Origin of the sequence: Pseudomonas sp. B21-036 (assembly GCF_024748925.1) — a bacterium.
Taxonomy (GTDB): domain Bacteria; phylum Pseudomonadota; class Gammaproteobacteria; order Pseudomonadales; family Pseudomonadaceae; genus Aquipseudomonas; species Aquipseudomonas palmensis.
Map to the genome: position 1 here is coordinate 1,309,965 of NZ_CP087178.1, position 23,700 is coordinate 1,333,664.

Annotated in this window: 21 protein-coding genes; 14 read left to right on the forward strand and 7 right to left on the reverse strand. The window is 66.8% G+C overall.

What is annotated here, in order from left to right; all coding sequences use genetic code 11:
* Window positions 1–41 precede the first annotated feature (41 nt).
* The 4 genes from LOY33_RS05835 (at window position 42) to LOY33_RS05850 (ending at window position 3,814) form a co-directional block, all read left to right on the forward strand.
* Window positions 42–1,346: a homoserine dehydrogenase gene (locus LOY33_RS05835; protein WP_258662235.1), complete on the forward strand. Its 1,305-nt coding sequence runs from the start codon at window positions 42–44 to the stop codon at window positions 1,344–1,346.
* 27 nt (window positions 1,347–1,373) lie between these two features.
* Window positions 1,374–2,783, forward strand: a complete 1,410-nt coding sequence (gene thrC / locus LOY33_RS05840; RefSeq protein WP_054915029.1) for a threonine synthase — start codon at window positions 1,374–1,376, stop codon at window positions 2,781–2,783.
* Window positions 2,784–3,010: 227 nt separating this feature from the next.
* Window positions 3,011–3,409 carry a response regulator gene (locus tag LOY33_RS05845; RefSeq protein WP_052504291.1) on the forward strand — a complete coding sequence of 133 codons (399 nt, stop codon included), beginning with the start codon at window positions 3,011–3,013 and terminating at the stop codon, window positions 3,407–3,409.
* A gap of 117 nt (window positions 3,410–3,526) precedes the next feature.
* The gene (locus LOY33_RS05850; RefSeq protein WP_054915027.1) at window positions 3,527–3,814 is read left to right on the forward strand and encodes a DUF3509 domain-containing protein; all 288 of its coding nucleotides are present in this window, start codon (window positions 3,527–3,529) and stop codon (window positions 3,812–3,814) included.
* A gap of 171 nt (window positions 3,815–3,985) precedes the next feature.
* Here LOY33_RS05850 and LOY33_RS05855 read toward each other — a convergent pair whose 3' ends face one another.
* Window positions 3,986–4,843 (reverse strand): TIGR02285 family protein, encoded by an 858-nt coding sequence (locus tag LOY33_RS05855; RefSeq protein ID WP_043863194.1) that lies wholly within the window; start codon window positions 4,841–4,843, stop codon window positions 3,986–3,988.
* A gap of 8 nt (window positions 4,844–4,851) precedes the next feature.
* Window positions 4,852–6,051, reverse strand: coding sequence for a CaiB/BaiF CoA-transferase family protein (locus LOY33_RS05860; protein ID WP_043863195.1), 1,200 nt, complete (start codon window positions 6,049–6,051; stop codon window positions 4,852–4,854).
* Between the two features lie 153 nt (window positions 6,052–6,204).
* Between LOY33_RS05860 and LOY33_RS05865 the strand changes: the two genes are divergently transcribed.
* The 3 genes from LOY33_RS05865 to LOY33_RS05875 all read left to right on the forward strand — a co-directional run bounded on the left by LOY33_RS05865 (window position 6,205) and on the right by LOY33_RS05875 (window position 9,716).
* Window positions 6,205–6,747 (forward strand): YaeQ family protein, encoded by a 543-nt coding sequence (locus LOY33_RS05865; RefSeq protein ID WP_054915026.1) that lies wholly within the window; start codon window positions 6,205–6,207, stop codon window positions 6,745–6,747.
* A 45-nt stretch (window positions 6,748–6,792) separates the two neighbouring features.
* Window positions 6,793–8,502 (forward strand): single-stranded-DNA-specific exonuclease RecJ, encoded by a 1,710-nt coding sequence (gene recJ, locus LOY33_RS05870; RefSeq protein WP_058541465.1) that lies wholly within the window; start codon window positions 6,793–6,795, stop codon window positions 8,500–8,502.
* A gap of 107 nt (window positions 8,503–8,609) precedes the next feature.
* Window positions 8,610–9,716, forward strand: coding sequence for an NADH:flavin oxidoreductase/NADH oxidase (locus LOY33_RS05875; protein ID WP_043863198.1), 1,107 nt, complete (start codon window positions 8,610–8,612; stop codon window positions 9,714–9,716).
* A 65-nt stretch (window positions 9,717–9,781) separates the two neighbouring features.
* On the opposite strand, the gene LOY33_RS05880 is transcribed toward LOY33_RS05875, so the two are convergent.
* From LOY33_RS05880 to ydcS, 5 genes are all read right to left on the reverse strand, one after another.
* Window positions 9,782–11,206 (reverse strand): gamma-aminobutyraldehyde dehydrogenase, encoded by a 1,425-nt coding sequence (locus LOY33_RS05880; RefSeq protein ID WP_258662239.1) that lies wholly within the window; start codon window positions 11,204–11,206, stop codon window positions 9,782–9,784.
* 24 nt (window positions 11,207–11,230) lie between these two features.
* Entirely contained in the window at window positions 11,231–12,040 is an 810-nt protein-coding gene (locus tag LOY33_RS05885) for an ABC transporter permease (protein WP_043863200.1), read from the reverse strand.
* A complete protein-coding gene (locus LOY33_RS05890) occupies window positions 12,030–12,935 on the reverse strand; it encodes an ABC transporter permease (protein WP_054915022.1) in 906 nt (301 codons plus the stop codon). The genes LOY33_RS05885 and LOY33_RS05890 overlap by 11 nt, the downstream gene beginning before the upstream one ends.
* A 1-nt stretch (window position 12,936) precedes the next feature.
* Window positions 12,937–13,977 (reverse strand): ABC transporter ATP-binding protein, encoded by a 1,041-nt coding sequence (locus tag LOY33_RS05895; protein WP_043863202.1) that lies wholly within the window; start codon window positions 13,975–13,977, stop codon window positions 12,937–12,939.
* 110 nt (window positions 13,978–14,087) lie between these two features.
* Window positions 14,088–15,239 (reverse strand): putative ABC transporter substrate-binding protein YdcS, encoded by a 1,152-nt coding sequence (gene ydcS / locus LOY33_RS05900; protein ID WP_058541467.1) that lies wholly within the window; start codon window positions 15,237–15,239, stop codon window positions 14,088–14,090.
* Between the two features lie 175 nt (window positions 15,240–15,414).
* Here ydcS and LOY33_RS05905 point away from each other — a divergent pair, with 175 nt between their 5' ends.
* The 7 genes from LOY33_RS05905 (at window position 15,415) to LOY33_RS05935 (ending at window position 23,665) form a co-directional block, all read left to right on the forward strand.
* A complete protein-coding gene (locus tag LOY33_RS05905) occupies window positions 15,415–16,134 on the forward strand; it encodes a tellurite resistance TerB family protein (protein WP_054915019.1) in 720 nt (239 codons plus the stop codon).
* A 196-nt stretch (window positions 16,135–16,330) separates the two neighbouring features.
* Window positions 16,331–17,893 (forward strand): methyl-accepting chemotaxis protein, encoded by a 1,563-nt coding sequence (locus LOY33_RS05910; RefSeq protein WP_408980700.1) that lies wholly within the window; start codon window positions 16,331–16,333, stop codon window positions 17,891–17,893.
* 7 nt (window positions 17,894–17,900) lie between these two features.
* Entirely contained in the window at window positions 17,901–18,416 is a 516-nt protein-coding gene (locus LOY33_RS05915) for a chemotaxis protein CheW (RefSeq protein WP_054915018.1), read from the forward strand.
* A complete protein-coding gene (locus LOY33_RS05920) occupies window positions 18,413–19,678 on the forward strand; it encodes a protein-glutamate O-methyltransferase CheR (RefSeq protein WP_258662242.1) in 1,266 nt (421 codons plus the stop codon). Before LOY33_RS05915 ends, LOY33_RS05920 begins: the two co-directional genes overlap by 4 nt.
* A complete protein-coding gene (locus tag LOY33_RS05925) occupies window positions 19,675–20,343 on the forward strand; it encodes a chemotaxis protein CheW (protein WP_043863208.1) in 669 nt (222 codons plus the stop codon). The genes LOY33_RS05920 and LOY33_RS05925 overlap by 4 nt, the downstream gene beginning before the upstream one ends.
* On the forward strand, window positions 20,340–22,655 hold the full coding sequence (locus LOY33_RS05930; protein ID WP_258662244.1) for a hybrid sensor histidine kinase/response regulator: 2,316 nt from the start codon (window positions 20,340–20,342) through the stop codon (window positions 22,653–22,655). The genes LOY33_RS05925 and LOY33_RS05930 overlap by 4 nt, the downstream gene beginning before the upstream one ends.
* The gene (locus LOY33_RS05935; RefSeq protein WP_043863210.1) at window positions 22,652–23,665 is read left to right on the forward strand and encodes a chemotaxis response regulator protein-glutamate methylesterase; all 1,014 of its coding nucleotides are present in this window, start codon (window positions 22,652–22,654) and stop codon (window positions 23,663–23,665) included. The genes LOY33_RS05930 and LOY33_RS05935 overlap by 4 nt, the downstream gene beginning before the upstream one ends.
* Window positions 23,666–23,700 lie beyond the last annotated feature (35 nt).

Consider the following 23,700-nt stretch of genomic DNA (forward strand, 5'->3'; position numbering starts at 1 on the left):
TTCGACCGGCGCATGGCCGGTCGTTCAATGGGGAGTTCACAGTGAAACCGGTCAAAGTAGGCATCTGTGGGTTGGGGACCGTCGGTGGCGGTACCTTCAATGTACTTCAGCGTAACGCCGAGGAGATTGCCCGCCGCGCCGGGCGTGGAATCGAAGTGGCACAAATCGCCATGCGTACGCCAAACCCGAACTGCCAGATTACCGGTACCCCCATTACCGCTGATGTGTTCGAGGTCGCGAGCAACCCCGAGATCGATATCGTCATTGAACTGATTGGCGGCTACACCATTGCCCGCGAGCTGGTGCTCAAGGCCATCGAGAACGGCAAGCACGTGGTCACCGCCAACAAGGCGCTGATTGCCGTGCACGGCAACGAGATCTTCGCCAGGGCGCGCGAGAAGGGCGTCATCGTCGCCTTCGAAGCGGCCGTGGCCGGCGGCATCCCGGTGATCAAGGCGATCCGCGAAGGCCTGTCGGCCAACCGCATCAACTGGGTGGCCGGTATCATCAACGGCACCGGCAACTTCATCCTCACCGAAATGCGCGAGAAGGGCCGCACCTTCCCCGACGTGCTGGCCGAAGCCCAGGCGCTGGGCTATGCCGAGGCCGACCCGACGTTCGACGTCGAGGGCATCGACGCCGCGCACAAGCTCACCATCCTGGCGTCCATCGCTTTCGGTATCCCGCTGCAGTTCAACAAGGCCTACACCGAAGGCATCACCCAGCTGACCACGGCCGACGTGAACTACGCCGAAGCGCTGGGCTACCGCATCAAGCACCTGGGCGTGGCCCGCAGCACGGCCAATGGCATTGAGCTGCGCGTGCACCCGACGCTGATTCCGGCCGACCGCCTGATCGCCAATGTCAACGGCGTGATGAACGCGGTGATGGTCAACGGTGACGCCGCAGGCTCCACCCTGTTCTACGGCGCCGGCGCCGGCATGGAACCGACCGCCTCGTCGGTGATCGCCGACCTGGTCGACGTGGTCCGTGCCATGACCAGCGACCCGGAAAACCGCGTGCCGCACCTGGCCTTCCAGCCCGACTCGCTGTCGGCTCACCCGATCCTGCCGATCGAAGCCTGCGAGAGCGCCTACTACCTGCGCATCCAGGCCAAGGATCGTCCGGGCGTGCTGGCCCAGGTGGCGAGCATCCTGTCCGAGCGCGGCATCAATATCGAGTCGATCATGCAGAAGGAAGTCGAGGAGCACGATGGCCTGGTGCCGATGATCCTGCTCACCCACAGCGTGCTCGAGCAGCGCATGGACGACGCGATCACCGCCCTGGAAGCCCTGCAGGATGTGGTTGGCAGCGTTGTGCGCATCCGCGTCGAACAACTGAACTGAGCCGTCTTTGAGTTAGAGGAATAGGTCATGCGTTACATCAGTACCCGCGGCAAGGCACCGGCCCTGAATTTTGAAGATGTCCTGCTGGCCGGCCTGGCCAGCGATGGCGGCCTGTACGTGCCGGAAAACCTGCCGCGCTTCACCCAGGAAGAAATCGCCTCGTGGGCCGGCCTGCCGTACCACGAACTGGCCTTCCGGGTGATGCGCCCGTTCGTCACCGGCTCCATTGCCGATGCCGACTTCAAGAAGATCCTCGAAGAAACCTACGGCGAGTTCGCTCACGCCGCGGTTGCCCCGCTGCGTCAGCTGAACAGCAACGAGTGGGTACTGGAGCTGTTCCACGGCCCGACCCTGGCGTTCAAGGACTTTGCCCTGCAACTGCTCGGCCGCCTGCTCGATCACGTGCTGGCAAAGCGCGGCGAGCGCGTGGTGATCATCGGTGCCACCAGCGGTGACACCGGTTCGGCTGCCATCGAAGGCTGCCGGCGTTGCGACAACGTCGACATCTTCATCCTGCACCCGCACCAGCGTGTGTCGGAAGTTCAGCGCCGCCAGATGACCACCATCTTCGGCGAGAACATCCACAACATCGCCATCGAAGGCAACTTCGACGACTGTCAGGAGATGGTCAAGGCCAGCTTCGCCGACCAGGGCTTCCTCAAGGGCACCCGCCTGGTGGCCGTGAACTCGATCAACTGGGCGCGGATCATGGCCCAGATCGTGTACTACTTCCACGCCGCCCTGCAGTTGGGTGGCCCGGCGCGTTCGGTGGCGTTCTCGGTGCCTACCGGCAACTTCGGCGACATCTTCGCCGGCTACCTGGCGCGCAACATGGGCCTGCCGATCAGCCAGCTGATCGTGGCAACCAACCGCAACGACATCCTGCACCGCTTCATGAGCGGCAACCAGTACGTCAAGGAAACCCTGCACGCCACCCTGTCGCCGTCGATGGACATCATGGTGTCGTCGAACTTCGAGCGCCTGCTGTTCGACCTGCACGGTCGCAATGGCGCCGAGATTGCCGGCCTGATGGACACCTTCAAGCAGGGTGGCGGCTTCAGCGTCGAGCAAGACCGCTGGACCGAGGCGCGCAAGCTGTTCGATTCGCTGGCGGTGGATGATGCGCAAACCTGCGAGACCATCGCCGACGTGTTCGCGCAAACCGGCGAAGTGCTCGACCCGCACACCGCGATTGGCGTCAAGGCCGGCCGCGAGTGCCGTCGCAGCCTGGACACGCCGATGGTGGTGCTGGGTACCGCGCACCCGGTCAAGTTCCCCGAGGCGGTGGAGAAGGCGGGCGTGGGCAAGGCCCTGGAGCTGCCGGCGCACCTGACCGACCTGTTCTCCCGCGAGGAGAAATGCACGGTACTGCCCAACGACCTGAAAGCGGTGCAGGCCTTCGTCAGCCAGCACGGCAACCGTGGCAAGCCGCTCTGACGGCAGCGGTATGCAGCGTTGAACCAGGCCCCGGTGCGCAAGCCCCGGGGCTTTTTGTTGCGCGGCCCGCCATGCCACGGCAGGAACCTGGCTTGCTGGCGAACCGACGCGACGCGTCGATACCGTGGCGACACGAGGACGTTGCCGCCCCCTGGTTTCGGATTTTTCCTATGGGACGCCCGCGCGGGCTTTCCTAGAGTGGGCGCCCGTCCAATCCGGAGTCGCCCATGCGCTCACTCAAGGTTCTGCTTCTGGAGCCCCATGCCTATCGGCTGATGAACCTGCACCAGATGCTCAATGGCCTGGGCATCTACGACGTGCGCGTGGCTGAAACGACCCTCCAGGCGCACGGTGTGCTCGAACGACGGGGGCCGGTGGATATCGTCATCTGTGACCCGCTGTCGCCCGAGCACGATGGCATGGGCTTCATCGAGCACCTGGCGCTGCACGGCCTCGCCAGTGCCCTGATTGTCCTCAGTGGCGCCAGGCGCAGCGTGCTCCAGGGGGTTGTCGAACTGATCGAGCTGTCGGGCCTGCGGGTGCTGGGCAGCACCCCCGCGCCAGCCAGCCCCAGCCAGTTGCACCCGTTGCTGCTGCAACACCCGGAGGCCGGGCCCGTGGCATGAATCTGTCATGTGCACCGGGCATGCTCGATGAACGTGCAGCGCGCCGCGGCAGAACTTTCAGCCTGTGCCGAGGGTCAGTGAAAGACCCCCTTCAACAACAACGTGAACGGTGAATGGATGGACAATATCAGCTTGTTGCTAAGTGAAGCATTGACGCCCTATCAGGTCACGCTGACCTCCCGGCATGCCAGTGCCGACTTCGACCTGCAGCTGGTCGACCCTGCCGGCGACACCGTGCTGCAGCGCAGTGTCAAGGCCAGCCAGCTGCATGACCAGCGCCTGCTCATCGACCTGGTGGACGGTATCCAACGTGACCTGCGCATCCACGAAGGACGCCTGCAACCCTGCGTGATCGCAGCCCTCAAACATGCCCGCCAGGGCCGCGCGCAAATCGTTGCGGCGTGACGGGAACCTTTGTCCAGACAGGTACTCAGACAGCTTAAGGACAGTTGAACGGCATTTTGCTCCGATGCCGCCAGGCTGTTCGTGCGAGGCTCCAAGCAGCCCTCGTTTAACCCCGACGGCCTCCCCACCGCTCGGGGTTTCTTTTTGCCTGCGTAAAAGCGCGTGCCGGGGTCAGTGCTGGCTCAGCAGCTCGCGCGCCGCATCGAGGTAGGTCTTGCGCTGGTCGGGCTCTAGCCATTGTGCATACAGCGGTGCCAGGGTCTGCAGGCGCAGGTTGCGCAGCAACTGGTCGAGGTGGCTGATGGCCTCGCGGCCCAGCGGGGTGTCGGAGCAACCCACGTAGGTCAGCTGGTAGCGCGCCACGCCCTTGATCGGGAAGTACGTCAGGGCCTGGGGCTGCGGCTGCTTTTCGTTCATGTAGCGCACTTCCGGCCAGTAGGCCAGCAGCAGGTTCAGGCGCCCCAGCTGCTGCATCTGCAGCAGGCTGCCCACCGCATCGTTGCCGTAATGGCGGCTGATGGTGGCGGGCGGGGCGTTGGCCAGTATCGCGTCCACGGCGGGGCTGTAGCTGCGCTGGCCGACGACACCGAGCTTGTGCGTGTTGCTTGCCAGCAGGGCGTCCAGGTCGATTTCGCCATCATGCAGGTACGGCGCAAGGCTTGCCTGGTCACTCTGGCGGGCAATCACCATGTTGCTCTGCGCAGCCAGCGCCGGTATCGAGAACTTCACGAAGCGCTCGCGCTCCGGGGTTCGCAGCAGCGTGGGGTCGCAGGTGAAGGAGGGCTCCTGGAGCATCTGCATGCCGCGCGCGCGGTTGACCCGCACGATGCTGTGCTGGTACTCGGGCATCTGCGCAATGAGCAGCGGCAGCAGCTGGTCCATGGCGCCCTGGCCGGTTTTGGGGCCCTCGAACACGGTCAGCGGCGGCAGGTCGCGCAACAGCCAGGTGAGGGTTTCCTTGGCCCAGCTCGAGGCAGGCAGCAGGCTCAGCAGCACAGCCAGCAGTGCGCCGTGCAGGTTGCAGCACATGGCGCGACTCAGACCGCGCCCTGTTCGCGAAGATGGGCGATCTGCGCCGCGTCATAGCCCAGCTCGCCCAGCAACTGCGCGGTGTGCTCGCCCAGCGCCGGCCCCACCCACTCGCTGGAGCCTGGGGTGTCCGACAGCTTGGGCACGATGCCCGGCATCTTGAACGGCTTGCCGTCGGGCAGCCTGGCCTGGAGGAACATCTCGCGGGCGAGAAACTGCGGGTCGCTGAACATGTCTTCGGCCGAATAGATGCGGCTGGCCGGCACCTGGGCCTGGTTGAGCACCTGCATCAGGGTGTCCAGCGGCACGCTGCGGGCCCAGCGGTCGATCACCGCATACAGCTCGTCGCGGCGCAGGTCGCGCCCGTCATTGCTGGCCAGCGCCGGGTCGGCGGCCAGGTCGTCGCGCCCGATGGCCTGCATGAAGCGCTTGAAGATCGCATCGCCATTGGCGCCGATCTGCACATGCTTGCCATCGGCGCTGGTATGGATGGAGGAGGGGGTGATGCCCGGCATGATGTTGCCGGTGCGCTCGCGGATGAAGCCGAACACGTCGAACTCCGGCACCATGCTCTCCATCATCGCGAAGATGGCCTCGTACAGGGCCACGTCGACCACCTGGCCCTGGCCCCCGTTGACCTCGCGATGACGCAGCGCCATCAGTGCGCCGATCACGCCCCACAGCGCGGCAATCGAGTCGCCGATGGAAATGCCGGTGCGTACCGGCGGGCGGTCCTCGAAACCTGTGATGTAGCGCAGCCCGCCCATCGACTCGCCGACCGCGCCGAAGCCGGGCTGGTCCTTCATCGGCCCGGTCTGGCCGAAGCCGGACAGGCGTACCATCACCAGCTTCGGGTTCAGCGCGTGCAGTACCTCCCAGCCCAGGCCGAGCTTTTCCAGCACGCCGGGGCGGAAATTCTCGATCAGGATGTCGGCCTCGCCCAGCAGCTGCTTGAGAATGGCCAGGCCTTCGGGGTGCTTGAGGTTGAGCGTGAGCGACTGCTTGTTGCGCGCCTGCACGAACCACCACAGCGAGGTGCCCTCGTACAGCTTGCGCCATTTGCGCAGCGGGTCGCCGCCATCGGGCGATTCGACCTTGACCACCTGGGCGCCGAATTCGGCGCAGATGCGCGAGGCGAAGGGGCCGGCGATCAGGGTGCCGAGTTCGATGACTTTGAGGCCGGCAAGCGGTTTGGTGGGCAACGACATGGGGCTTCCGTGGCAGCAGGGCAGAGCGCTAGTTTTTATCACAGGGCGGCAGCGGCAGATACTGCTGTTGGCCGCAGATTGTACGGTTCGGTTCGTTGATTGCCAGCGCATCGGTTAGACTGGGCGACTTTTCCTGTTACCAGAAGCCCGTCCATGGCCCAGCCGTCCACCACCTACAAGTTTGAACTGAACCTCACCGATCTCGACCGCGGCGTGTACGAAAGCGTCAAGCAGACCATCGCCCGCCACCCTTCGGAAACCGAAGAGCGCATGGCCGTGCGCCTGCTGGCCTATGCCCTCTGGTACAACGAGCAGCTGTCGTTCGGTCGAGGCCTGTCGGACGTCGACGAGCCGGCGCTGTGGGAAAAAAGCCTGGATGACCGGGTGCTGCACTGGATCGAAGTCGGCCAGCCCGATGCCGACCGCCTGACCTGGTGCTCGCGCCGCACCGAGCGCACCAGCCTGCTGGCCTACGGCAGCCTGCGGGTGTGGGAAACCAAGGTGATCCCGGCGGTCAAGAACCTGAAGAACCTCAACATCGCCGCCGTGCCGCAAGAGGTGCTGGAGGTCCTGGCCAAGGACATGCCACGCGCCATCAAGTGGGATGTGATGATCAGCGAAGGCACGGTGTTCGTCACCGACGACCGCGGCCAGCACGAAGTCCAGCTGCAATGGCTGCTGGGCGAGCGCGGCTGATCCGCCCGCCGACCTTTTTCAAACCAGAGAAGCCTTGATCACTCCATGCGTATCGAACCGCGTTCACTGCCGTCCACCCTGCCGTTTCTTGGCGACCTGCCGCCCCTGCTGACCCGCCTGTACGCCGCCCGTGGCGTACAGAGCGCCGTCGAGCTGGACAAGAGCCTGGCACGCCTGCTGCCCTATCAGCAGCTCAAGGGTATCGACGCGGCGGTAGACCTGCTGGTGGAGGCACTGGACCAGCGCCAGCGCATCCTGATCGTCGGCGACTTCGACGCCGACGGTGCCACGGCCAGCACCGTGGGCGTGCTGGGCCTGCGCCTGCTTGGCGCCGCGCACGTCGACTACCTGGTGCCCAACCGTTTCGAATACGGTTACGGGCTGACCCCGGAAATCGTCGAGGTGGCACTGCAGCGCACGCCGCAGCTGCTGATCACCGTGGACAACGGCATCTCCAGCGTCGAAGGCGTGGCGGCGGCCAAGGCGGCCGGCCTGAAGGTGCTGGTCACCGACCACCACTTGCCGGGCCATGCGCTGCCGGCGGCCGATGCCATCGTCAACCCCAACCAGCCGGGCTGCGAGTTTCCGAGCAAGGCACTGGCCGGGGTCGGGGTGATCTTCTACGTATTGATGGCGCTGCGTGCGCGCTTGCGCAGCCTGGGCCGCTACAACGACCGCCCGCAGCCGAACATCGGCGAGTTGCTCGACCTGGTGGCCCTGGGCAGCGTGGCCGACGTGGTACCGCTGGACGCCAACAACCGCATCCTCGTGCACCAGGGCCTGGAGCGCATCCGTGCCGGTCGCGCGCGCCCGGGGCTCAAGGCGATTCTCGAGGTGGCCCGGCGCGAAGCGGCGCGCATCACCTCCACCGACCTGGGCTTCATCCTGGGCCCGCGGCTCAATGCTGCCGGGCGCCTGGACGACATGAGCCTGGGCATCGAATGCCTGCTCAGCGACGACCCGACCCTGGCTCGCGAGATGGCGGTGCAGCTGGACGAACTGAACCAGGACCGCAAGTCCATCGAGCAGGGCATGCAGCGCGAGGCGCTGGCCCAGCTCAAGGACCTGCCGCTGGAGTCGATGCCGTTCGGCCTGTGCCTGTACGAGGCTGACTGGCACCAGGGCGTGATCGGCATTCTGGCCTCGCGTCTGAAAGAACGTTATCACCGCCCGACCATCGCCTTTGCCGATGCCGGCGACGGCATGCTCAAGGGCTCTGCGCGCTCGGTGCCGGGCTTTCACATTCGCGATGCGCTGGACGCCGTGGCGGCGGCCAACCCGGAGCTGATCAGCAAGTTCGGCGGGCACGCCATGGCGGCGGGGCTGTCGCTGCCGGCCGAGAACTTCCCGGCGTTCGCCCAGGCGTTCGACGAAGAAGTCCGCCGCCAGTTGCAGGAGGACGACCTCACCGGCCGGCTGCTGTCCGACGGCAGCCTGGCGGTCGAGGAGTTCCACCTGGAGCTGGCCCGCGCCCTGCGCAACGCCGGGCCGTGGGGGCAGCATTTTCCCGAGCCGCTGTTTCATGGCGTGTTCCAGCTGGTGCAGCAGCGGGTGGTGGGCGAGCGTCACCTGAAGGTGGTGCTCAAGAGCGAATGCGGTTCGGTGACCCTCGACGGCATCGCCTTCGGCATCGACCGCGAGGTATGGCCCAACCCCACCGTGCGCTGGGTGGAGCTGGCCTACAAGCTGGACGTCAACGAGTTTCGCGGCAACGAGACGGTGCAGTTGATGATCGCCCACATCGAGCCGCGCTGAACCCCTGGGTGGGCAAACTGGTCTAGTCTCTCAGAGACCGGCACTGAGCCGCGGGGAAGCCAAGGCGCTCGGTCCGGTCCACCATTCGGAGACTGGAGAGGTGCCCCATGAGCCTGCTGCTTGAGCCCTATACCCTGCGTCAACTGACGCTGCCCAACCGCATTGCGGTCTCGCCGATGTGCCAGTATTCGAGCGTCGACGGCCTGGCCAACGACTGGCACCTGGTCCACCTGGGCAGCCGCGCGGTCGGCGGTGCCGGGTTGATCTTCACCGAAGCCACCGCCGTCACGGCCGAGGGCCGCATCACCGCCCAGGACCTGGGCCTGTGGTGCGACGAACAGATCGCCCCCCTGCAACGCATCACCCGCTTCATCACAGCCCAGGGCGTGGTGCCCGGCATCCAGCTGGCGCACGCCGGGCGCAAGGCCAGCACGCATCGGCCGTGGCTGGGCAAGCACGGCAGCGTCAAGCCCGAGGACGGTGGCTGGGTGCCGGTGGGGCCGTCGAAAATCGCTTTCGACCCGCAGCACACGGCGCCCACCGAATTGAGCGAAGGGCAGATCCACGAGGTGATCCAGGCCTTTGTCGAAGCCGCCCGGCGTGCACTGGTGGCCGGCTTCAAGGTCGTGGAGGTGCATGCCGCCCATGGCTACCTGCTGCACCAGTTTCTCTCGCCATTGAGCAACCAGCGTCGCGACCAGTACGGCAGCTCGTTCGAGAACCGCATTCGCCTGACCCTGCAGGTGACCGAGGCGGTGCGCGAGGTGTGGCCGTCGGAGTTGCCGCTGTTCGTGCGGGTATCGGCCACCGACTGGGTGGAGGATGGCTGGAACCCGGATGAAACCGTCGAACTGGCCAAGCGCCTCAAGGCCCTGGGCGCCGACCTGATCGACGTGTCGTCGGGGGGCACCTCGATGAATGCCGAGATTCCCACCGGGCCTGGCTATCAGACACGCTTTGCCGAGCGGGTGCGCAAGGAATCGGGGATCGCCACTGGCACGGTGGGCATGATCACCGAGCCGGCCCAGGCCGAGCACATTCTGCGCACCGGCCAGGCCGACATCATCCTGCTGGCCCGCGAGCTGCTGCGCGACCCGTACTGGCCGCTGCATGCCGACGACGACCTGGGCGGGCAGAAGGCCATATGGCCGGCGCAGTACCAGCGTGCGACCCACCGCGACCAGCCGATCCACGAGTCCGACCTGCGCGATTGAAGGCTACGCCAAAGGGCCGCCGAGCGGCCCTCCTGCGCAGGTAACGCCTGCCTGCGCCGTGGGCCTCAATGCCTGAACATCACATGCCGCACGCAGGTGTAGTCCTCCAGCCCATACATCGACATGTCCTTGCCGTAGCCCGACAGCTTCTGCCCGCCGTGGGGCATTTCGCTGACCAGCATGAAGTGCGTGTTGACCCAGGTGCAGCCGTACTGCAACCGGGCGGACACCCGGTGGGCGCGGCCGACATCGGCGGTCCACAGTGACGAGGCCAGGCCGTAGTCCGAATCGTTGGCCCAGGCCAGCGCCTGCGCTTCGTCTTCGAAGCGGGTCACCGACACCACCGGCCCGAATACCTCGCGGCGCACGATCTCGTCATCCTGCTGGGCGTCGGCCAGCACCGTCGGCTCGAAGAAGAACCCGTCGCCCGTCACCGCCTTGCCGCCGGTGACCAGGCGAATATGCGGCTGGGCCACGGCGCGCTCCACCAGCGCTGCCACCCGGTCGCGGTGTGCGGCACTGATCAGCGGCCCGAGTTCGGTGTCCGGGTCGTCCTGCAACCCGTGCCGGAGGCTGGCCACCGCCTCGCCGAGCTTGTTCACGAAGGTGTCGTAGATGCCGGCCTGGGCATAGATCCGGCAGGCCGCGGTGCAGTCCTGCCCGGCATTGTAGAAGCCGAAGGTGCGAATGCCTTCCACCGCAGCGTCGATGTCGGCATCGTCGAAGATGATCACCGGGGCCTTGCCGCCCAGTTCCATGTGCAGGCGTTTCACGCTGTCGGCGGTGCCGGTGATGATCTGGCTGCCGGTGGCGATCGAGCCGGTCAACGACACCATGCGCACCTTGGGGTGGGTAACCAGGGGCATACCTACGCTCTGGCCCTTGCCGAACAGGATGTTGAGCACCCCGGCCGGAAACAGCTCGGCCGCCAGTTCGCCCAGGCGCAGGGCGGTCAGCGGGGTCTGTTCCGAAGGCTTGAGCACCACGGTGTTGCCGGCGGCCAGGGCCGGGGCGATCTTCCATGCCAGCATCATCAGCGGGTAGTTCCACGGCGCGATGGACGCCACCACACCCAGCGGGTCGCGGCGCACCATCGAAGTGTGCCCCGCCAGGTACTCGCCCGCCGCCGAGCCGCCCAGACAGCGGCTGGCCCCGGCAAAGAAGCGGAACACGTCGGCGATTGCCGGCAGTTCGTCGTTCAGCGCGGCCGGGTAGGGCTTGCCGCAGTTGTCCGATTCCAGCCTGGCCAGCTCCCCGGCATGGGCGTCTATCAGGTCGGCCAGCTTGAGCAGCAGTGCGGCGCGGTCTTTCGGTGCGGTCTGCGACCAGCCGTCGAAGGCATGGTCGGCGGCGCGCACCGCCGCATCCACCTGCGCTTCGCTGGCCTCGTTGATGTCCACCAGCACGCTGCCCAGCGCGGGGTTGAGCACGCTGTGGGCCGGGCCTTCGCCGGCGACGAGCTGGCCGTTGATCAGCAGTCGGGTTTGCATGGTGTTCGATCCTCCTGGTTCAGGTCATTTGCCGTCGCTGCCGGTCACGTTCTCGGCGCCACGGGTCAGGTAGTAGGCGCCCAGAATCGGCAGCATGGTCACCAGCATCACCAGCATGGCCACCACGTTGGTCACCGGCACGTCGCGCGGGCGGCTGAGCTGGTTGAGCAGCCAGATCGGCAGGGTGCGTTCGTGCCCGGCGGTGAAGGTGGTCACGATGATTTCGTCGAACGACAGCGCGAACGCCAGCATGCCGCCCGCCAGCAGCGCCGACCCCAGATTGGGCAGCACGATGTAGCGAAAGGTCTGCCAGCCGTCGGCGCCCAGGTCCATCGACGCCTCGATCTGGTTCTGCGAGGTGCGCCGCAGACGCGCGATGACGTTGTTGTAGACGATCACCACGCAGAAGGTGGCGTGGCCCACCACGATGGTGAAGATCCCGGGCTCGATGCCCAGGGTCTTGAACGCCGACAGCAGGGCGATGCCGGTGATGATGCCGGGCAGGGCGATGGGCAGGATCAGCATCAGCGACAGGCTCTCCTTGCCGAAGAAGCTGCGCCGGTACAGGGCCGCGGCGGCCAGGGTGCCAAGCACCAGGGCGATCAGCGTGGCCAGGCACGCCACCTGCAGCGACAGCTTGATCGACTCGAGCACGTCGGGGCGCGAAAACGCCACGCCGAACCACTTGAGGGTCAGGCCCCGGGGCGGAAAGCTGAAGGCCGCGTCTTCGGTATTGAAGGCGTACAGCACGATGATCAGGATCGGAAAGTGCAGGAACAGCAGCCCGCCCCAGGCGGCCAGGCGCAGCCCCGGCGAGGCGTTGTCAGAGTGCATCGAAGGCTCCCAGGCGTTTGACGAGGGTCAGGTACACGGCGATCAGCATGATCGGCACCAGGGTGAAGGCGGCGGCCATCGGCATGTTGCCGATGGCGCCTTGCTGGGCGTACACCATGCTGCCGATGAAGTAGCCGGGCGGGCCCACCAGCTGCGGCACGATGAAATCGCCCAGGGTCAGCGAGAAGGTGAAGATGGAGCCGGCGGCGATGCCCGGCACCGCCAGCGGCAGGGTCACCTGCACGAACGTCTGGCGCGGGCGTGCGCCAAGGTCGGCCGAGGCGTGCAGCAGCGAGGGCGGCAGGCGCTCCAGCGCGGCCTGGATCGGCAGGATCATGAACGGCAGCCAGATGTACACGAACACCATAAAGCGCCCCAGGTGCGAGGTCGACAGGGTGCTGCCGCCCACCCCGGGAATGCCGAGCAGCCATTGCAGCAGTGGCTCCAGGTTCAGCTGCTGGACGAACCACTGTGCCACCCCGCCCTTGGCCAGCAGCAGGGTCCAGGCATACGCCTTGACGATGTAGCTGGCCCACATCGGCATCATCACCGCGATGTAGAAGAACGCCTTGGTGCTGCCGCGGGTGTAGCGGGCCATGTAGTAGGCGATGGGAAACGCCAGCACCGCGCTGGCGATCGACACCGCCACCGCCATGCCCAGAGTACGCAGGATGATGTCGAAGTTGGATGGCTGCAGCAGCGCGGCAAAGTTGGCCAGGGTCAGCTCGGGCGTCACCGCCATGGTGAAGTCGTCGAAGGTGTAGAAACCTTGCCACAGCAGCGCCAGCAGCGAGCCCAGGTAGATCGCGCCGAACCAGATCAGCGGCGGTATCAACAGCATCGCCAGGTACAGGTTGGGGCGACGGTAGAGCAGGGTGGCCAGGCGCCGCATCATCTCAGCGGCCCTCGTCGAGCACGGTTTCGCGCAGCGCGGTCATGGCCTCGCGCGGCCAGTGGGCGTGCAGGCGCTGGCCGGGCTGCCAGGGGGCGGCGTCGGCATGCCACTGGCTGTTGGCCTGGCTCACCGCCAGCAACTGGCCGTTGTCCAGCTGCAGTTCGTAGCGGGTGGTGCTGCCCTGGTACTGGATATCGTGCAGCACGCCGCTGAGCTGGAGGACGTCGCCCGGGATGGCCGACGCGCTCAGGCGAATGTGTTCCGGGCGGATCGAGAACGGCTGCGGGCTGGCCACCAGGTGTTGGGCCAGCTCGCCGCGCAGCACGTTGGAGGTGCCGACGAACTCGGCAACGAAGGGGGTGGCCGGTTGCATGTAGAGGTTGCGCGGCGTGTCGACCTGTTCGATGCGCCCGCGGTTGAACACCGCCACGCGGTCGGACATCGACAGCGCCTCGGTCTGGTCGTGGGTGACGAAAATGAAGGTGATGCCCAGCTGGCGCTGGAGCTTCTTCAGCTCGCCCTGCATCTGCTCGCGCAGCTTGAGGTCCAGCGCGCCGAGGGGCTCATCCAGCAGCAGTACCCGGGGACGATTGACCAGCGCGCGGGCCAGGGCCACGCGCTGGCGCTGCCCGCCGGACAACTGCACCGGCTTGCGCTCGCCGTAGCCGGCCAGGGCCACCATGCCCAGGGCCTCTTCGGCGCGGGCATGGCGCTGGGCCTTGGCCACGCCCTTGACCTTGAGCCCGTAGGCCACGTTGTCGCGCACGTTCATGTGCGGGAACAGCGCGTAGTCCTGGAAGACCGTGTTGACGTCGCGCTGGTAGGGCGGCAGGCCGGCGGCTTCCACGCCGTGGATGCGAATCGAGCCGTGGCTGGGTTGTTCGAACCCGGCGATCAGGCGCAGGCAGGTGGTCTTGCCCGAGCCCGAAGGGCCGAGCATGGAGAAGAACTCGCCGTCTTCGATGTCGATGCAGACCCGGTCGACGGCCTTGACCTCGCCGAACAGGCGGGACACTTGGGTGAACTGCACGGCTGGGGGCATGCGGGGTACTCCACGGTTCTGCGAGGGCGGTGCGCTCGCTTTGCCGTCAAGGCCGGCCCCTGCAGGTGTGCGAGTCGCCTGCAGGGGCCGGCCTTGACGGCGAAGAGGCCCTAACGGCCGCCCATGATCGCGATGTAGTCCTGGGTCCAGCGGCTATAGGGCACGAACTTGCCCCCTTGCGCCTGCGGCGTGCGCCAGAACGCGATCTTGTCGAACAGGTCGAAACCGTTGGTCTTGCACCCGTCGGCCCCCAGCAGTTCGCTGCCCGAACACGCCGCCGGCACCACCGGCAACGAGCCGAACCACGCCGCCACGTCGCCCTGCACCTTGGGCTGCAGCGACCAGTCCATCCATTTGTAGGCGCAATTGGGGTGCTTGGCCTCGGCGTGCAGCATGGTGGTATCGGCCCAGCCGGTGGCGCCTTCCCTGGGGATGGTCGAGGCCACCGGCTGCTTGTCGGCCTTGAGCCCGTTGACCATGTAGCCCCAGGAGCTGGAAGCCGCCACGCCTTCGTTCTTGACGTCGCTCATCTGCACGGTTGCGTCATGCCAGTAGCGGTGAATCAGGGGGCGTTGCTGGCGCAACAGGTCGAGCACCGCCTTGTACTGGGTTTCGTTGAGCTCGTAGGGGTTGTCGATGCCCAGTTCCGGCTTGGCCGTCTTCAGGTACAGCGCCGCATCGGCGATGTAGATCGGCCCGTCATAGGCCTGCACACGGCCCTTGTTCGGCTTGCCGTCCGGCAGGTCCTGCGGCTCGAACACCACGCCCCAGCTGGTGGGCGCCTGCTTGAACACCTCGGTGTTGTACAGCAGCACGTTCGGCCCCCACTGGTACGGCGTGCCGTAGACCTTGGCGTCGACCACGTACCAGGGGCCGTCCTTCAGGCGCGGGTCGAGGTGCTTCCAGTTGGGGATCAGGTCGGTGTTGATCGCCTGCACACGCTTGCCGGCAATCAGGCGCAGCGAGGCATCGCCCGATGCGGTCACCAGGTCGTAGCCGCCCTTGGTCATCAGGCTGACCATCTCGTCGGAGGTGGCGGCAGTCTTGACGCTCACCTTGCAGCCGGTGTCCTGCTCGAAACCGCTGACCCAGTCGTAGGCCTTGTCGCTCTCGCCGCGCTCGATGTAGCCGGGCCAGGCCACGATGTCCAGTTGCCCTTCGCCGGCACCCACGGCCTTGAGCGGCTCGGCGGCCTGCAGGCTGGCGCTGGCGAGGATCCCGGCGCCCAGGGCGCCAAGCAATGCGGTGGTGTGCACAAGCATGATGTTCCCTCTTTTATTGGAATTGTGCAGGGGCAGTGATGACGGTGCTGCAGCGGTGCATTCCCTACTAGCGTAGTGCGTTCCCGCGAATGCAACATCCAGAAGCAAATGCGCAGCGTGACGACGCAGGTCAGGCTTTACTCTGGCGTTTCATTTCCTTGTTGAGGACGTTCAGATGAACACCCGAGGTTTGCTCGACCAGTTGCTAAAGTCCGGCCAGGAGCTGCTGCAGAACCAGGCCGGCAAAGGTGCCAGCGCCAAGCCAGGGGGCAGTGGCGGGCTGGGTGGGTTGCTCGGCGGCGCCGGTGGCGGTGGCCTGGGCGGGCTGCTCTCCGGTGCCGGCGGTGGTGCGCTGGCGGCGGGCGCGATGGGCTTGCTGCTGGGCAACAAGAAGGCGCGCAGCCTGGGGGGCAAGGCGCTCACCTATGGTGGCCTGGCCGCCCTCGGTGTGCTGGCCTACAAGGCCTACGGCAACTGGCAGGCCCAGCAGGGCAGTGCGCCGCAGCGCGAACCGCAGACCCTCGATCGCCTGCCTGCCGCCCAGGTCGAATTGCACAGCCAGGCCATCCTCAAGGCGCTGGTGGCTGCGGCCAAGGCCGACGGGCATGTCGACGAGCGCGAGAAGGCGCTGATCGAAGGCGAGTTCGTCAAGCTCGACAACGACCACGAGCTGCAACAGTGGCTGCATGCCGAACTCAACCGACCGCTGGACCCGGCCGACGTCGCCCGCGCCGCCACAACGCCGGAAATGGCGGCCGAGATGTACATCGCCAGCGTCATGCTGGTGGACGAGGAACACTTCATGGAGCGCGCCTACCTCGACGAGCTGGCCAAGCAGCTCAAGCTCGACCCGGCCCTCAAGGCCGAGCTGGAAAAACAGGTTCGCCAGGCCTGAGTCAGTAAATGCGGGCATATGGCCATCGCGCAGGCCATTTTGCCCGAGCCGTCTTGATCCAGAGCGCGTGCAGATAAGGTGCGTGGGCTATAATCTGCGCATTTTTCTGCTCGCGTAGAATCCTTGAGGGCTGACTGTGAAGAACTGGACATTGCGCCAACGCATCCTGGCGAGCTTCGCCATGATCATTGCCATCATGCTGTTGATGGTGGTCGCTGCCTACTCGCGCCTGGTGGCGATCGAGTCCAGTGAGGAGGCGGTGCGTTCGGACAGCATCCCTGGCGTGTACTACAGCTCGATGATCCGCAGCGCCTGGGTCGACAGCTACGTCAACACCCAGCAGTTGCTCGGCCTTAGCAACCACCGCGAGCTGACCAATGCCGACGCCGAGCTGTACAAGAGCTTCGAGGATCGCCTAAAGCAGAACATGGCCGATTACCAGAAGACCATCCAGTCCTCCGAAGACCAGTCCAGCTACGAGGAGTTCGTGCGCCTGGAGCAGGGCTACCTGAAGCTGCTCGACAGCGTGCTGGAGGCCTACCGGCAGAAGAACTACGCCGAGGCCCAGCGCCTGCTGCAGGACAGCATGACCCCGGCCTGGAACGAGGGCCGCAAGCACCTGAACACGGTGATCGAAGGCAACCGGGTGTCGGCCGAGCTGGCCACCGGTGCCATCGTCAGCGCGGTGACCACGGCCAAGGTCAGCATGATGATCTCGCTGGTGCTGGCGATCATTGCAGCCGGCATCTGCGGCCTGATGCTGATGCGCGCCATCACCGGCCCCATGCAACTGATCGTGCGGGCGCTGGACAAGCTGCGCGGCGGTGACCTCAGCGTGCGCCTGAGCCTGGACCGCAAGGATGAATTCGGTGCGGTGGAAACCGGCTTCAACGAAATGATGAGCGAGCTGACCACGCTGGTGTCCCAGGCCCAGCGCTCGTCGGTGCAGGTCACCACCTCGGTGACCGAGATTGCCGCCACCTCCAAGCAGCAGCAGGCCACCGCCACCGAAACGGCCGCCACCACCACCGAAATCGGTGCCACCTCGCGGGAAATCGCCGCCACCTCCCGGGACCTGGTGCGCACCATGACCGAGGTCACCAGCGCCGCCGACCAGGCCTCGGTACTGGCCGGCTCCGGCCAGCAGGGCCTGGCGCGCATGGAAGAGACCATGCACCAGGTGATGGGCGCGGCCGACCTGGTCAACAACAAGCTGGCGATCCTCAACGAGAAGGCCGGCAACATCAACCAGGTGGTGGTCACCATCGTCAAGGTCGCCGACCAGACCAACCTGCTGTCGCTCAACGCCGCCATCGAGGCCGAGAAGGCAGGCGAATATGGCCGCGGCTTTGCTGTGGTGGCCACCGAGGTGCGCCGCCTGGCCGACCAGACCGCCGTGGCCACCTACGATATCGAACAGATGGTGCGCGAGATCCAGTCGGCGGTGTCGGCCGGGGTGATGGGCATGGACAAGTTTTCCGAGGAAGTGCGTCGCGGCATGGCCGAGGTGCAGCAGGTGGGCGAGCAACTGACCCAGATCATCCACCAGGTGCAGGCGCTGGCGCCACGGGTGCTGATGGTCAACGAAGGCATGCAGGCCCAGGCCACCGGTGCCGAGCAGATCAACCATGCACTGGCGCAGCTGGGCGATGCCAGCAGCCAGACCGTGGAGTCGCTGCGCCAGGCCAGTTTCGCCATCGACGAGCTGAGCCAGGTAGCAGTCGGCCTTCGTGGTGGTGTGTCGCGGTTCAAAGTCTGAAGCCCCGATGAGCGACCTTCAGTCACGCCGCGACACTTCGGTGCCTACGCCAGGGCGCCTGTTCCTGGTATTTCGTATCGGCGAGCAGCGCTTTGCCCTGGACACCCATGAGGTAGTGGAGGTGCTGCCGCGCCTGCCACTCAAGCCCATCGCCCACACCCCGCGCTGGGTGGCGGGGGTGCTGGCGCATCGCGGTGCGCTGGTACCGGTGATCGACGTGGGCGACCTGGGGTTCGGCACCCCGGCGCCGCTGCGTACCAGCACCCGGCTGGTGCTGGTGCACTACCGGGGCCAGGCGCAGGCCGAGCCGCAGTTGCTGGGCCTGATCCTGCAGCAGGCCAGCGACACCCTGCGTTGCCACCCCGACGAGTTTCGTCCCTATGGCGTCGACAACCAGCAGGCCCCCTACCTGGGGCCGGTGCGCGAAGATGCCCAGGGCCTGATGCAACGCATCAGCGTCCAGGACCTGCTGACCGACCAGGCCCGCGCCTTGCTGTACCCGCCCGTGGAGGTGCAGCCATGAGCGACGAGCAGCGGTTCTTTCGTTTCTTGCAGGAGCGTATCGGCCTGGATGTCGCCTCGGTTGGCGCGCCGATGGTCGAGCGGGCCCTGCGCCAGCGCTGTGCTGCCCTGCAGGCCCGCGACCTGGACGACTACTGGGTGCGCCTGCAGCAGTCGACCCCGGAGCAGCAGGCGCTGATCGAAGCGGTGATCGTGCCTGAAACCTGGTTCTTCCGTTATCCCGAGTCGTTCAGCGCGTTGGCCGGGCTTGCCCTCAGGCGCCTGGCCGAGCTCAATGGCACCCGGCCGCTGCGGGTGCTCAGCCTGCCGTGTTCGACCGGTGAAGAGCCCTATTCGATTGCCATGGCCCTGCTCGATGCCGGTATCGCCGGCCCCGGGTTTCACGTCGACGGCATCGACATCAGCCCCAACTCGATCGCCCGCGCCGAACAGGCGGTGTATGGCCGCAACTCCTTTCGCGGGAGCGACATCGCCTTCCGCCAGCGCCACTTCAGCGAGGTGGAGCAGGGCCATCGCCTCGACGAGCGGGTTCGCCAGCAGGTCGAGCTGCAGGTGGGCAACGTGCTCGACCCGGCGCTGCGCACCCGCAGGGGCAGCTACGACTTCGTCTTCTGCCGCAACCTGCTGATCTATTTCGATGTACCCACCCAGCAACGGGTGTTCGACGTACTGAAAAGCCTCACCCATGAAGACGGCGTACTGTTCATCGGCCCGGCCGAAGGCAGCCTGCTGGCACGCATGGGCATGCGCCCGCTGGGTATCGCGCAGTCGTTCGCCTATGTACGGCATATCCCGCAGGAGCCGCCCCCAGTGCTTTCGCCGCCGCCCCCGATGCCTGCACCCAGTCCACGGCGGGCGCCTGCGCCGTTGGCGCGCCGTGCGCCAGCCCCGGCACCGCAGCCTGCCCGAGTTGCGCCCCCAGCCGCCGGCAAGCCCGGCGCCGAACAGCTGCTGGTGCAGATCGCCACGCTGGCCAACGAGGGCCGCAGCGACGAGGCACGCGCGGCCTGCGAACGCTATCTGCAGCAGCATGCACCGGATGCGCAGGTGTATTACTGGCTGGGCCTGCTCAGCGATACCGCCGGCGATGCGGCCCAGGCCGTGAGCCACTACCGCAAGGTGCTGTACCTGCAACCCCAGCACCCCGAGGCCCTGGCGCACCTGGCGGCGCTGCTGGCGTCCCAGGGCGATGAGGTGGGCGCCCGGCGCCTGCAGGAGCGTGCGGCGCGCCGAGAGCGCAGCGAGCGGGAGCCTGAACGATGAGCGGCCAGGCAGAGCTGGGCGTGATGGCCGCCACGGTCGAGGCCATCGACGATTGCTGGAACCGTATCGGTGTGCACGGCGACAAGAGCTGCCCGTTGCTGGCCGAGCATATTCACTGTCGCAACTGCCAGGTGTACGCGGCAGCGGCCACGCGCCTGCTGGACCGCTATGCGCTGGCCCAGGACGCCCATGCGCAGACGCATGTGCAGGCACCGGTGAGTGTCGGGCGCTCGCTGTTGCTGTTTCGCCTGGGCGAGGAATGGCTGGCCCTGGCGACCCGCTGCCTGGTCGAGGTGGCGCCGCTGCAGCCGGTGCACTCCTTGCCGCACCAGCGCTCGCGGGTGCTGCAGGGGGTGGCCAATGTGCGCGGTGCGCTGGTGCCGTGCCTGTCGCTGGGCGACCTGCTGGGGCTCGAGCCGGGCAGCCCGGTGGCGGTGTCGGCGCGGGTCATGCCGCGCATGCTGATCCTGGGTGCCAGCGGCGGCGCCGTGGTGCTGCCGGTGGACGAAGTGGACGGTATCCATGCCCTCGACCCCGGGCAGCCGGCCAGCGACACCGCCACCGATGCACGCTTCACCGAAGCGGTATTGCAATGGCGCGGTCGCAGCGTGCGGGTGCTGGATGAAGAACAGCTGTTGTCTGCCGTGAACCGGAGCCTGTCATGACCCCAGAGCAAATGCGCGACGCTTCGCTGCTCGAGCTGTTCAGCCTGGAGGCCGAGGCGCAGACCCAGGTGCTCAGCGCCGGCCTGCTGGCCCTGGAACGCAACCCTACCCAGGGTGACCAGCTCGAGGCCTGCATGCGCGCCGCCCACTCGCTCAAGGGCGCGGCGCGCATCGTGGGGATCGACGCCGGGGTCAGCGTCGCCCACGTGATGGAAGACTGCCTGGTCGAGGCCCAGGAAGGCCGCCTGCGCCTGCGCCCCGAGCACATCGATGCGCTGCTGCAGGGCACCGACCTGCTGATGCGCATCGCCACCCTGGGCGGTGCGGCCACCGAGGCGGCGGTTCAGGCCTTCGTGGTGCAGATGGCCGTGCTGCTCGATCCGGCCAGTGCGCTGATGGCGATGGGGCCGGCAACCGGCGACGCGCCCGAGCCGACGCAGAATCCCGAACCCGCACCGGCTGCGCCGCAGCCGGTGCCCCCGGCGCCCGAGCCTGAGGCGCTCGCGCAACCGGAGGCGCCTGCCGAGCCCGTGGCCCTTGCGCCGGGCAAGCGCAGCGAAGGCGGCGAGCGGGTGCTGCGGGTCACGGCCGAGCGCCTGAACAGCCTGCTCGACCTGTCCAGCAAGTCGCTGGTCGAAACCCAGCGCCTGAAGCCCTACCTGGCCACCCTGCAGCGCCTCAAGCGCATGCACGGCCAGAGCATTCGCGCCCTCGATACGCTCAAGGCCGAGCTGGACACCGGCGGCCAGCGACCGGAGGTGCAGGAAGCGCTGGCGCAGGCCCAGCGCCTGCTCGGCGAAACCCGCGAGATGCTGCAGCAGCAGGCCGCCGACCTGGACGAGTTCGGCTGGCAGGCCAGCCAGCGCGCGCAACTGCTGTACGACACCGCGCTGGCCTGCCGCATGCGCCCGTTCGCCGACGTGCTCAACGGGCAGAGCCGCATGGTTCGCGACCTGGGGCGGTCGCTGGGCAAGCAGGTGCGCCTGGAGATCGAGGGCGAAAAGACCCAGGTCGACCGTGACGTGCTGGAAAAACTCGAGGCGCCGCTCACCCACCTTCTGCGCAACGCCGTGGACCACGGTATCGAACTGCCCGAGCAACGCCTGCTGGCAGGCAAGCCGGCCGAGGGCCTGATCCGCCTGCGCGCCTCGCACCAGGCCGGCCTGCTGGTACTGGAACTGAGCGATGACGGTGGCGGCGTCGACCTGCAACGCCTGCGCCACAGCATCGTCGAGCGCCAGTTGTCGCCGGCCGACACCGTGGCGCAGATGAGCGAAGCCGAACTGCTGACGTTCCTGTTCCTGCCGGGGTTCAGCCTGCGCGACAAGGTCACCGAGGTTTCCGGGCGCGGCGTGGGGCTCGATGCGGTGCAGCACAGCGTGCGCCAGTTGCGCGGCTTCATCGACCTCAGCCAGCACAGCGGGCAGGGCAGCCGTTTTCACCTGGAGGTGCCGCTGACCCTGTCGGTGGTGCGCAGCCTGGTGGTCGAGGTGGGGGGCGAGGCCTACGCCTTCCCGCTGGCGCATATCGAACGCACCCTGGACCTGCCCGCCGAGGCCATCGTGCAGATCGAGGGGCGCCAGCATTTCTGGCATGAAGGCCGGCACATCGGCCTGGTGGCCGCCTCCCAGTTGCTCAACCGGCCGCCCAGCCAGGCGGCGGAACAGGCCATCAGGGTGGTGGTCATCCGTGAGCGCGACACCCTGTATGGCGTGGCCGTCGAGCGTCTGATCGGCGAGCGCGTGCTGGTGGTGATGCCGCTGGACGCGCGGCTGGGCAAGGTGCAGGACATCTCGGCCGGGGCCCTGCTCGATGACGGCTCGGTGGTGCTGATCGTGGACGTCGAGGACCTGCTGCGCTCGGTCGAGAAGCTGCTCAGCACCGGCCGCCTGGAACGTATCGAGCGCGGCCAGCGCGCCGCCCGCGAAGCGACGCGCAAGCGCGTGCTGGTGGTGGATGACTCGTTGACCGTGCGCGAGTTGCAGCGCAAGCTGCTGACCAACCGCGGTTACGAAGTGGCCGTCGCGGTGGACGGCATGGACGGCTGGAACGCCTTGCGCAGCGAGGATTTCGACCTGCTGATCACCGACATCGACATGCCGCGCATGGACGGCATCGAACTGGTCACCCTGCTGCGCCGCGACAGCCGGTTGCAGTCGTTGCCGGTGATGGTGGTGTCGTACAAGGACCGCGAGGAAGATCGTCGTCGTGGACTGGACGCCGGGGCCGACTACTATTTGGCCAAGGCCAGTTTTCATGATGATGCCTTGCTGGAAGCCGTGGTGGAGCTTATCGGGGGAGCCCAGGGATGAAGATCGCCATCGTCAACGACATGCCCCTGGCCGTGGAAGCCCTGCGCCGGGCATTGGCGTTCGAGCCGCAGCACGAGGTGATCTGGGTGGCCGGCAATGGCGCCGAGGCGGTGCAGCGCTGCGCCGAGCACACCCCCGACCTGATCCTGATGGACCTGATCATGCCGGTCATGGACGGTGTGGAGGCCACGCGCCAGATCATGGCCCGGACTCCTTGCGCCATCGTCATCGTCACGGTCGACCGCCAGCAGAACGTGCACCGCGTGTTCGAGGCCATGGGCCACGGCGCCCTGGACGTGGTCGACACCCCGGCGGTAGGCGCCGGCAACCCGCGTGAGGCGGCCGCGCCGCTGTTGCGCAAGATCCTCAATATCAGCTGGCTGATCGGCCAGCATGGCAGCAACCGCGTGCGGGCAGTGGCAGCACCGCAGCGCCAGGGCGCACAACGCCAGCGCCTGGTGGCGATCGGTTCCTCGGCCGGTGGCCCGGCGGCGCTTGAGGTGCTGCTCAAGAGCCTGGAGCAGGATTTCAACGCGGCCATCGTGCTGGTCCAGCACGTCGACCAGGTGTTCGCCGCCGGCATGGCCGAGTGGCTGAGCAGCGCCTCCGGCCTGCCGGTACGCCTGGCCCGCGAGGGCGAAGCACCCCAGCCCGGGCAGGTGCTGCTGGCCGGCACCAACCACCATATCCGTCTGTTGAAGGACGGCACCCTGGCCTACACCGCCGAACCGGTCAACGCGATCTACCGCCCTTCGATCGATGTGTTCTTCGAGAGCGTGGCGCGCTTCTGGCAGGGCGATGCGGTGGGCGTACTGCTGACCGGCATGGGCCGCGATGGCGCACAGGGGCTCAAGCTGATGCGCGAGCAGGGCTTTCTGACCATCGCCCAGGACCAGCAGAGCAGTGCGGTCTACGGCATGCCCAAGGCGGCTGCGGCTATCGATGCCGCCGTCGAGATACGTGCGCTGGAGCGCATTGCGCCGCGCCTGATGGAGATTTTTTCGAAATGACGATGTGTAATGAACCAAACCGGTCGTTCGCCAGG

What these genes read in the sequence shown, in the direction of transcription:
- LOY33_RS05860 (WP_043863195.1), bottom strand. Translation starts at nt 6,051, where the DNA reads ATGTCGTTGCCCACCAAACCGCTTGCCGGCCTCAAAGTCATCGAACTC.
- thrC (WP_054915029.1), top strand. Translation starts at nt 1,374, where the DNA reads ATGCGTTACATCAGTACCCGCGGCAAGGCACCGGCCCTGAATTTTGAA.
- LOY33_RS05855 (WP_043863194.1), bottom strand. Translation starts at nt 4,843, where the DNA reads ATGTGCTGCAACCTGCACGGCGCACTGCTGGCTGTGCTGCTGAGCCTG.
- LOY33_RS05915 (WP_054915018.1), top strand. Translation starts at nt 17,901, where the DNA reads ATGAGCGACCTTCAGTCACGCCGCGACACTTCGGTGCCTACGCCAGGG.
- ydcS (WP_058541467.1), bottom strand. Translation starts at nt 15,239, where the DNA reads ATGCTTGTGCACACCACCGCATTGCTTGGCGCCCTGGGCGCCGGGATC.
- LOY33_RS05865 (WP_054915026.1), top strand. Translation starts at nt 6,205, where the DNA reads ATGGCCCAGCCGTCCACCACCTACAAGTTTGAACTGAACCTCACCGAT.
- LOY33_RS05925 (WP_043863208.1), top strand. Translation starts at nt 19,675, where the DNA reads ATGAGCGGCCAGGCAGAGCTGGGCGTGATGGCCGCCACGGTCGAGGCC.
- LOY33_RS05885 (WP_043863200.1), bottom strand. Translation starts at nt 12,040, where the DNA reads ATGCACTCTGACAACGCCTCGCCGGGGCTGCGCCTGGCCGCCTGGGGC.
- LOY33_RS05880 (WP_258662239.1), bottom strand. Translation starts at nt 11,206, where the DNA reads ATGCAAACCCGACTGCTGATCAACGGCCAGCTCGTCGCCGGCGAAGGC.
- LOY33_RS05930 (WP_258662244.1), top strand. Translation starts at nt 20,340, where the DNA reads ATGACCCCAGAGCAAATGCGCGACGCTTCGCTGCTCGAGCTGTTCAGC.
- LOY33_RS05905 (WP_054915019.1), top strand. Translation starts at nt 15,415, where the DNA reads ATGAACACCCGAGGTTTGCTCGACCAGTTGCTAAAGTCCGGCCAGGAG.
- LOY33_RS05935 (WP_043863210.1), top strand. Translation starts at nt 22,652, where the DNA reads ATGAAGATCGCCATCGTCAACGACATGCCCCTGGCCGTGGAAGCCCTG.
- LOY33_RS05910 (WP_408980700.1), top strand. Translation starts at nt 16,331, where the DNA reads ATGCTGTTGATGGTGGTCGCTGCCTACTCGCGCCTGGTGGCGATCGAG.
- LOY33_RS05875 (WP_043863198.1), top strand. Translation starts at nt 8,610, where the DNA reads ATGAGCCTGCTGCTTGAGCCCTATACCCTGCGTCAACTGACGCTGCCC.
- LOY33_RS05895 (WP_043863202.1), bottom strand. Translation starts at nt 13,977, where the DNA reads ATGCCCCCAGCCGTGCAGTTCACCCAAGTGTCCCGCCTGTTCGGCGAG.
- LOY33_RS05850 (WP_054915027.1), top strand. Translation starts at nt 3,527, where the DNA reads ATGGACAATATCAGCTTGTTGCTAAGTGAAGCATTGACGCCCTATCAG.
- recJ (WP_058541465.1), top strand. Translation starts at nt 6,793, where the DNA reads ATGCGTATCGAACCGCGTTCACTGCCGTCCACCCTGCCGTTTCTTGGC.
- LOY33_RS05845 (WP_052504291.1), top strand. Translation starts at nt 3,011, where the DNA reads ATGCGCTCACTCAAGGTTCTGCTTCTGGAGCCCCATGCCTATCGGCTG.
- LOY33_RS05920 (WP_258662242.1), top strand. Translation starts at nt 18,413, where the DNA reads ATGAGCGACGAGCAGCGGTTCTTTCGTTTCTTGCAGGAGCGTATCGGC.
- LOY33_RS05890 (WP_054915022.1), bottom strand. Translation starts at nt 12,935, where the DNA reads ATGATGCGGCGCCTGGCCACCCTGCTCTACCGTCGCCCCAACCTGTAC.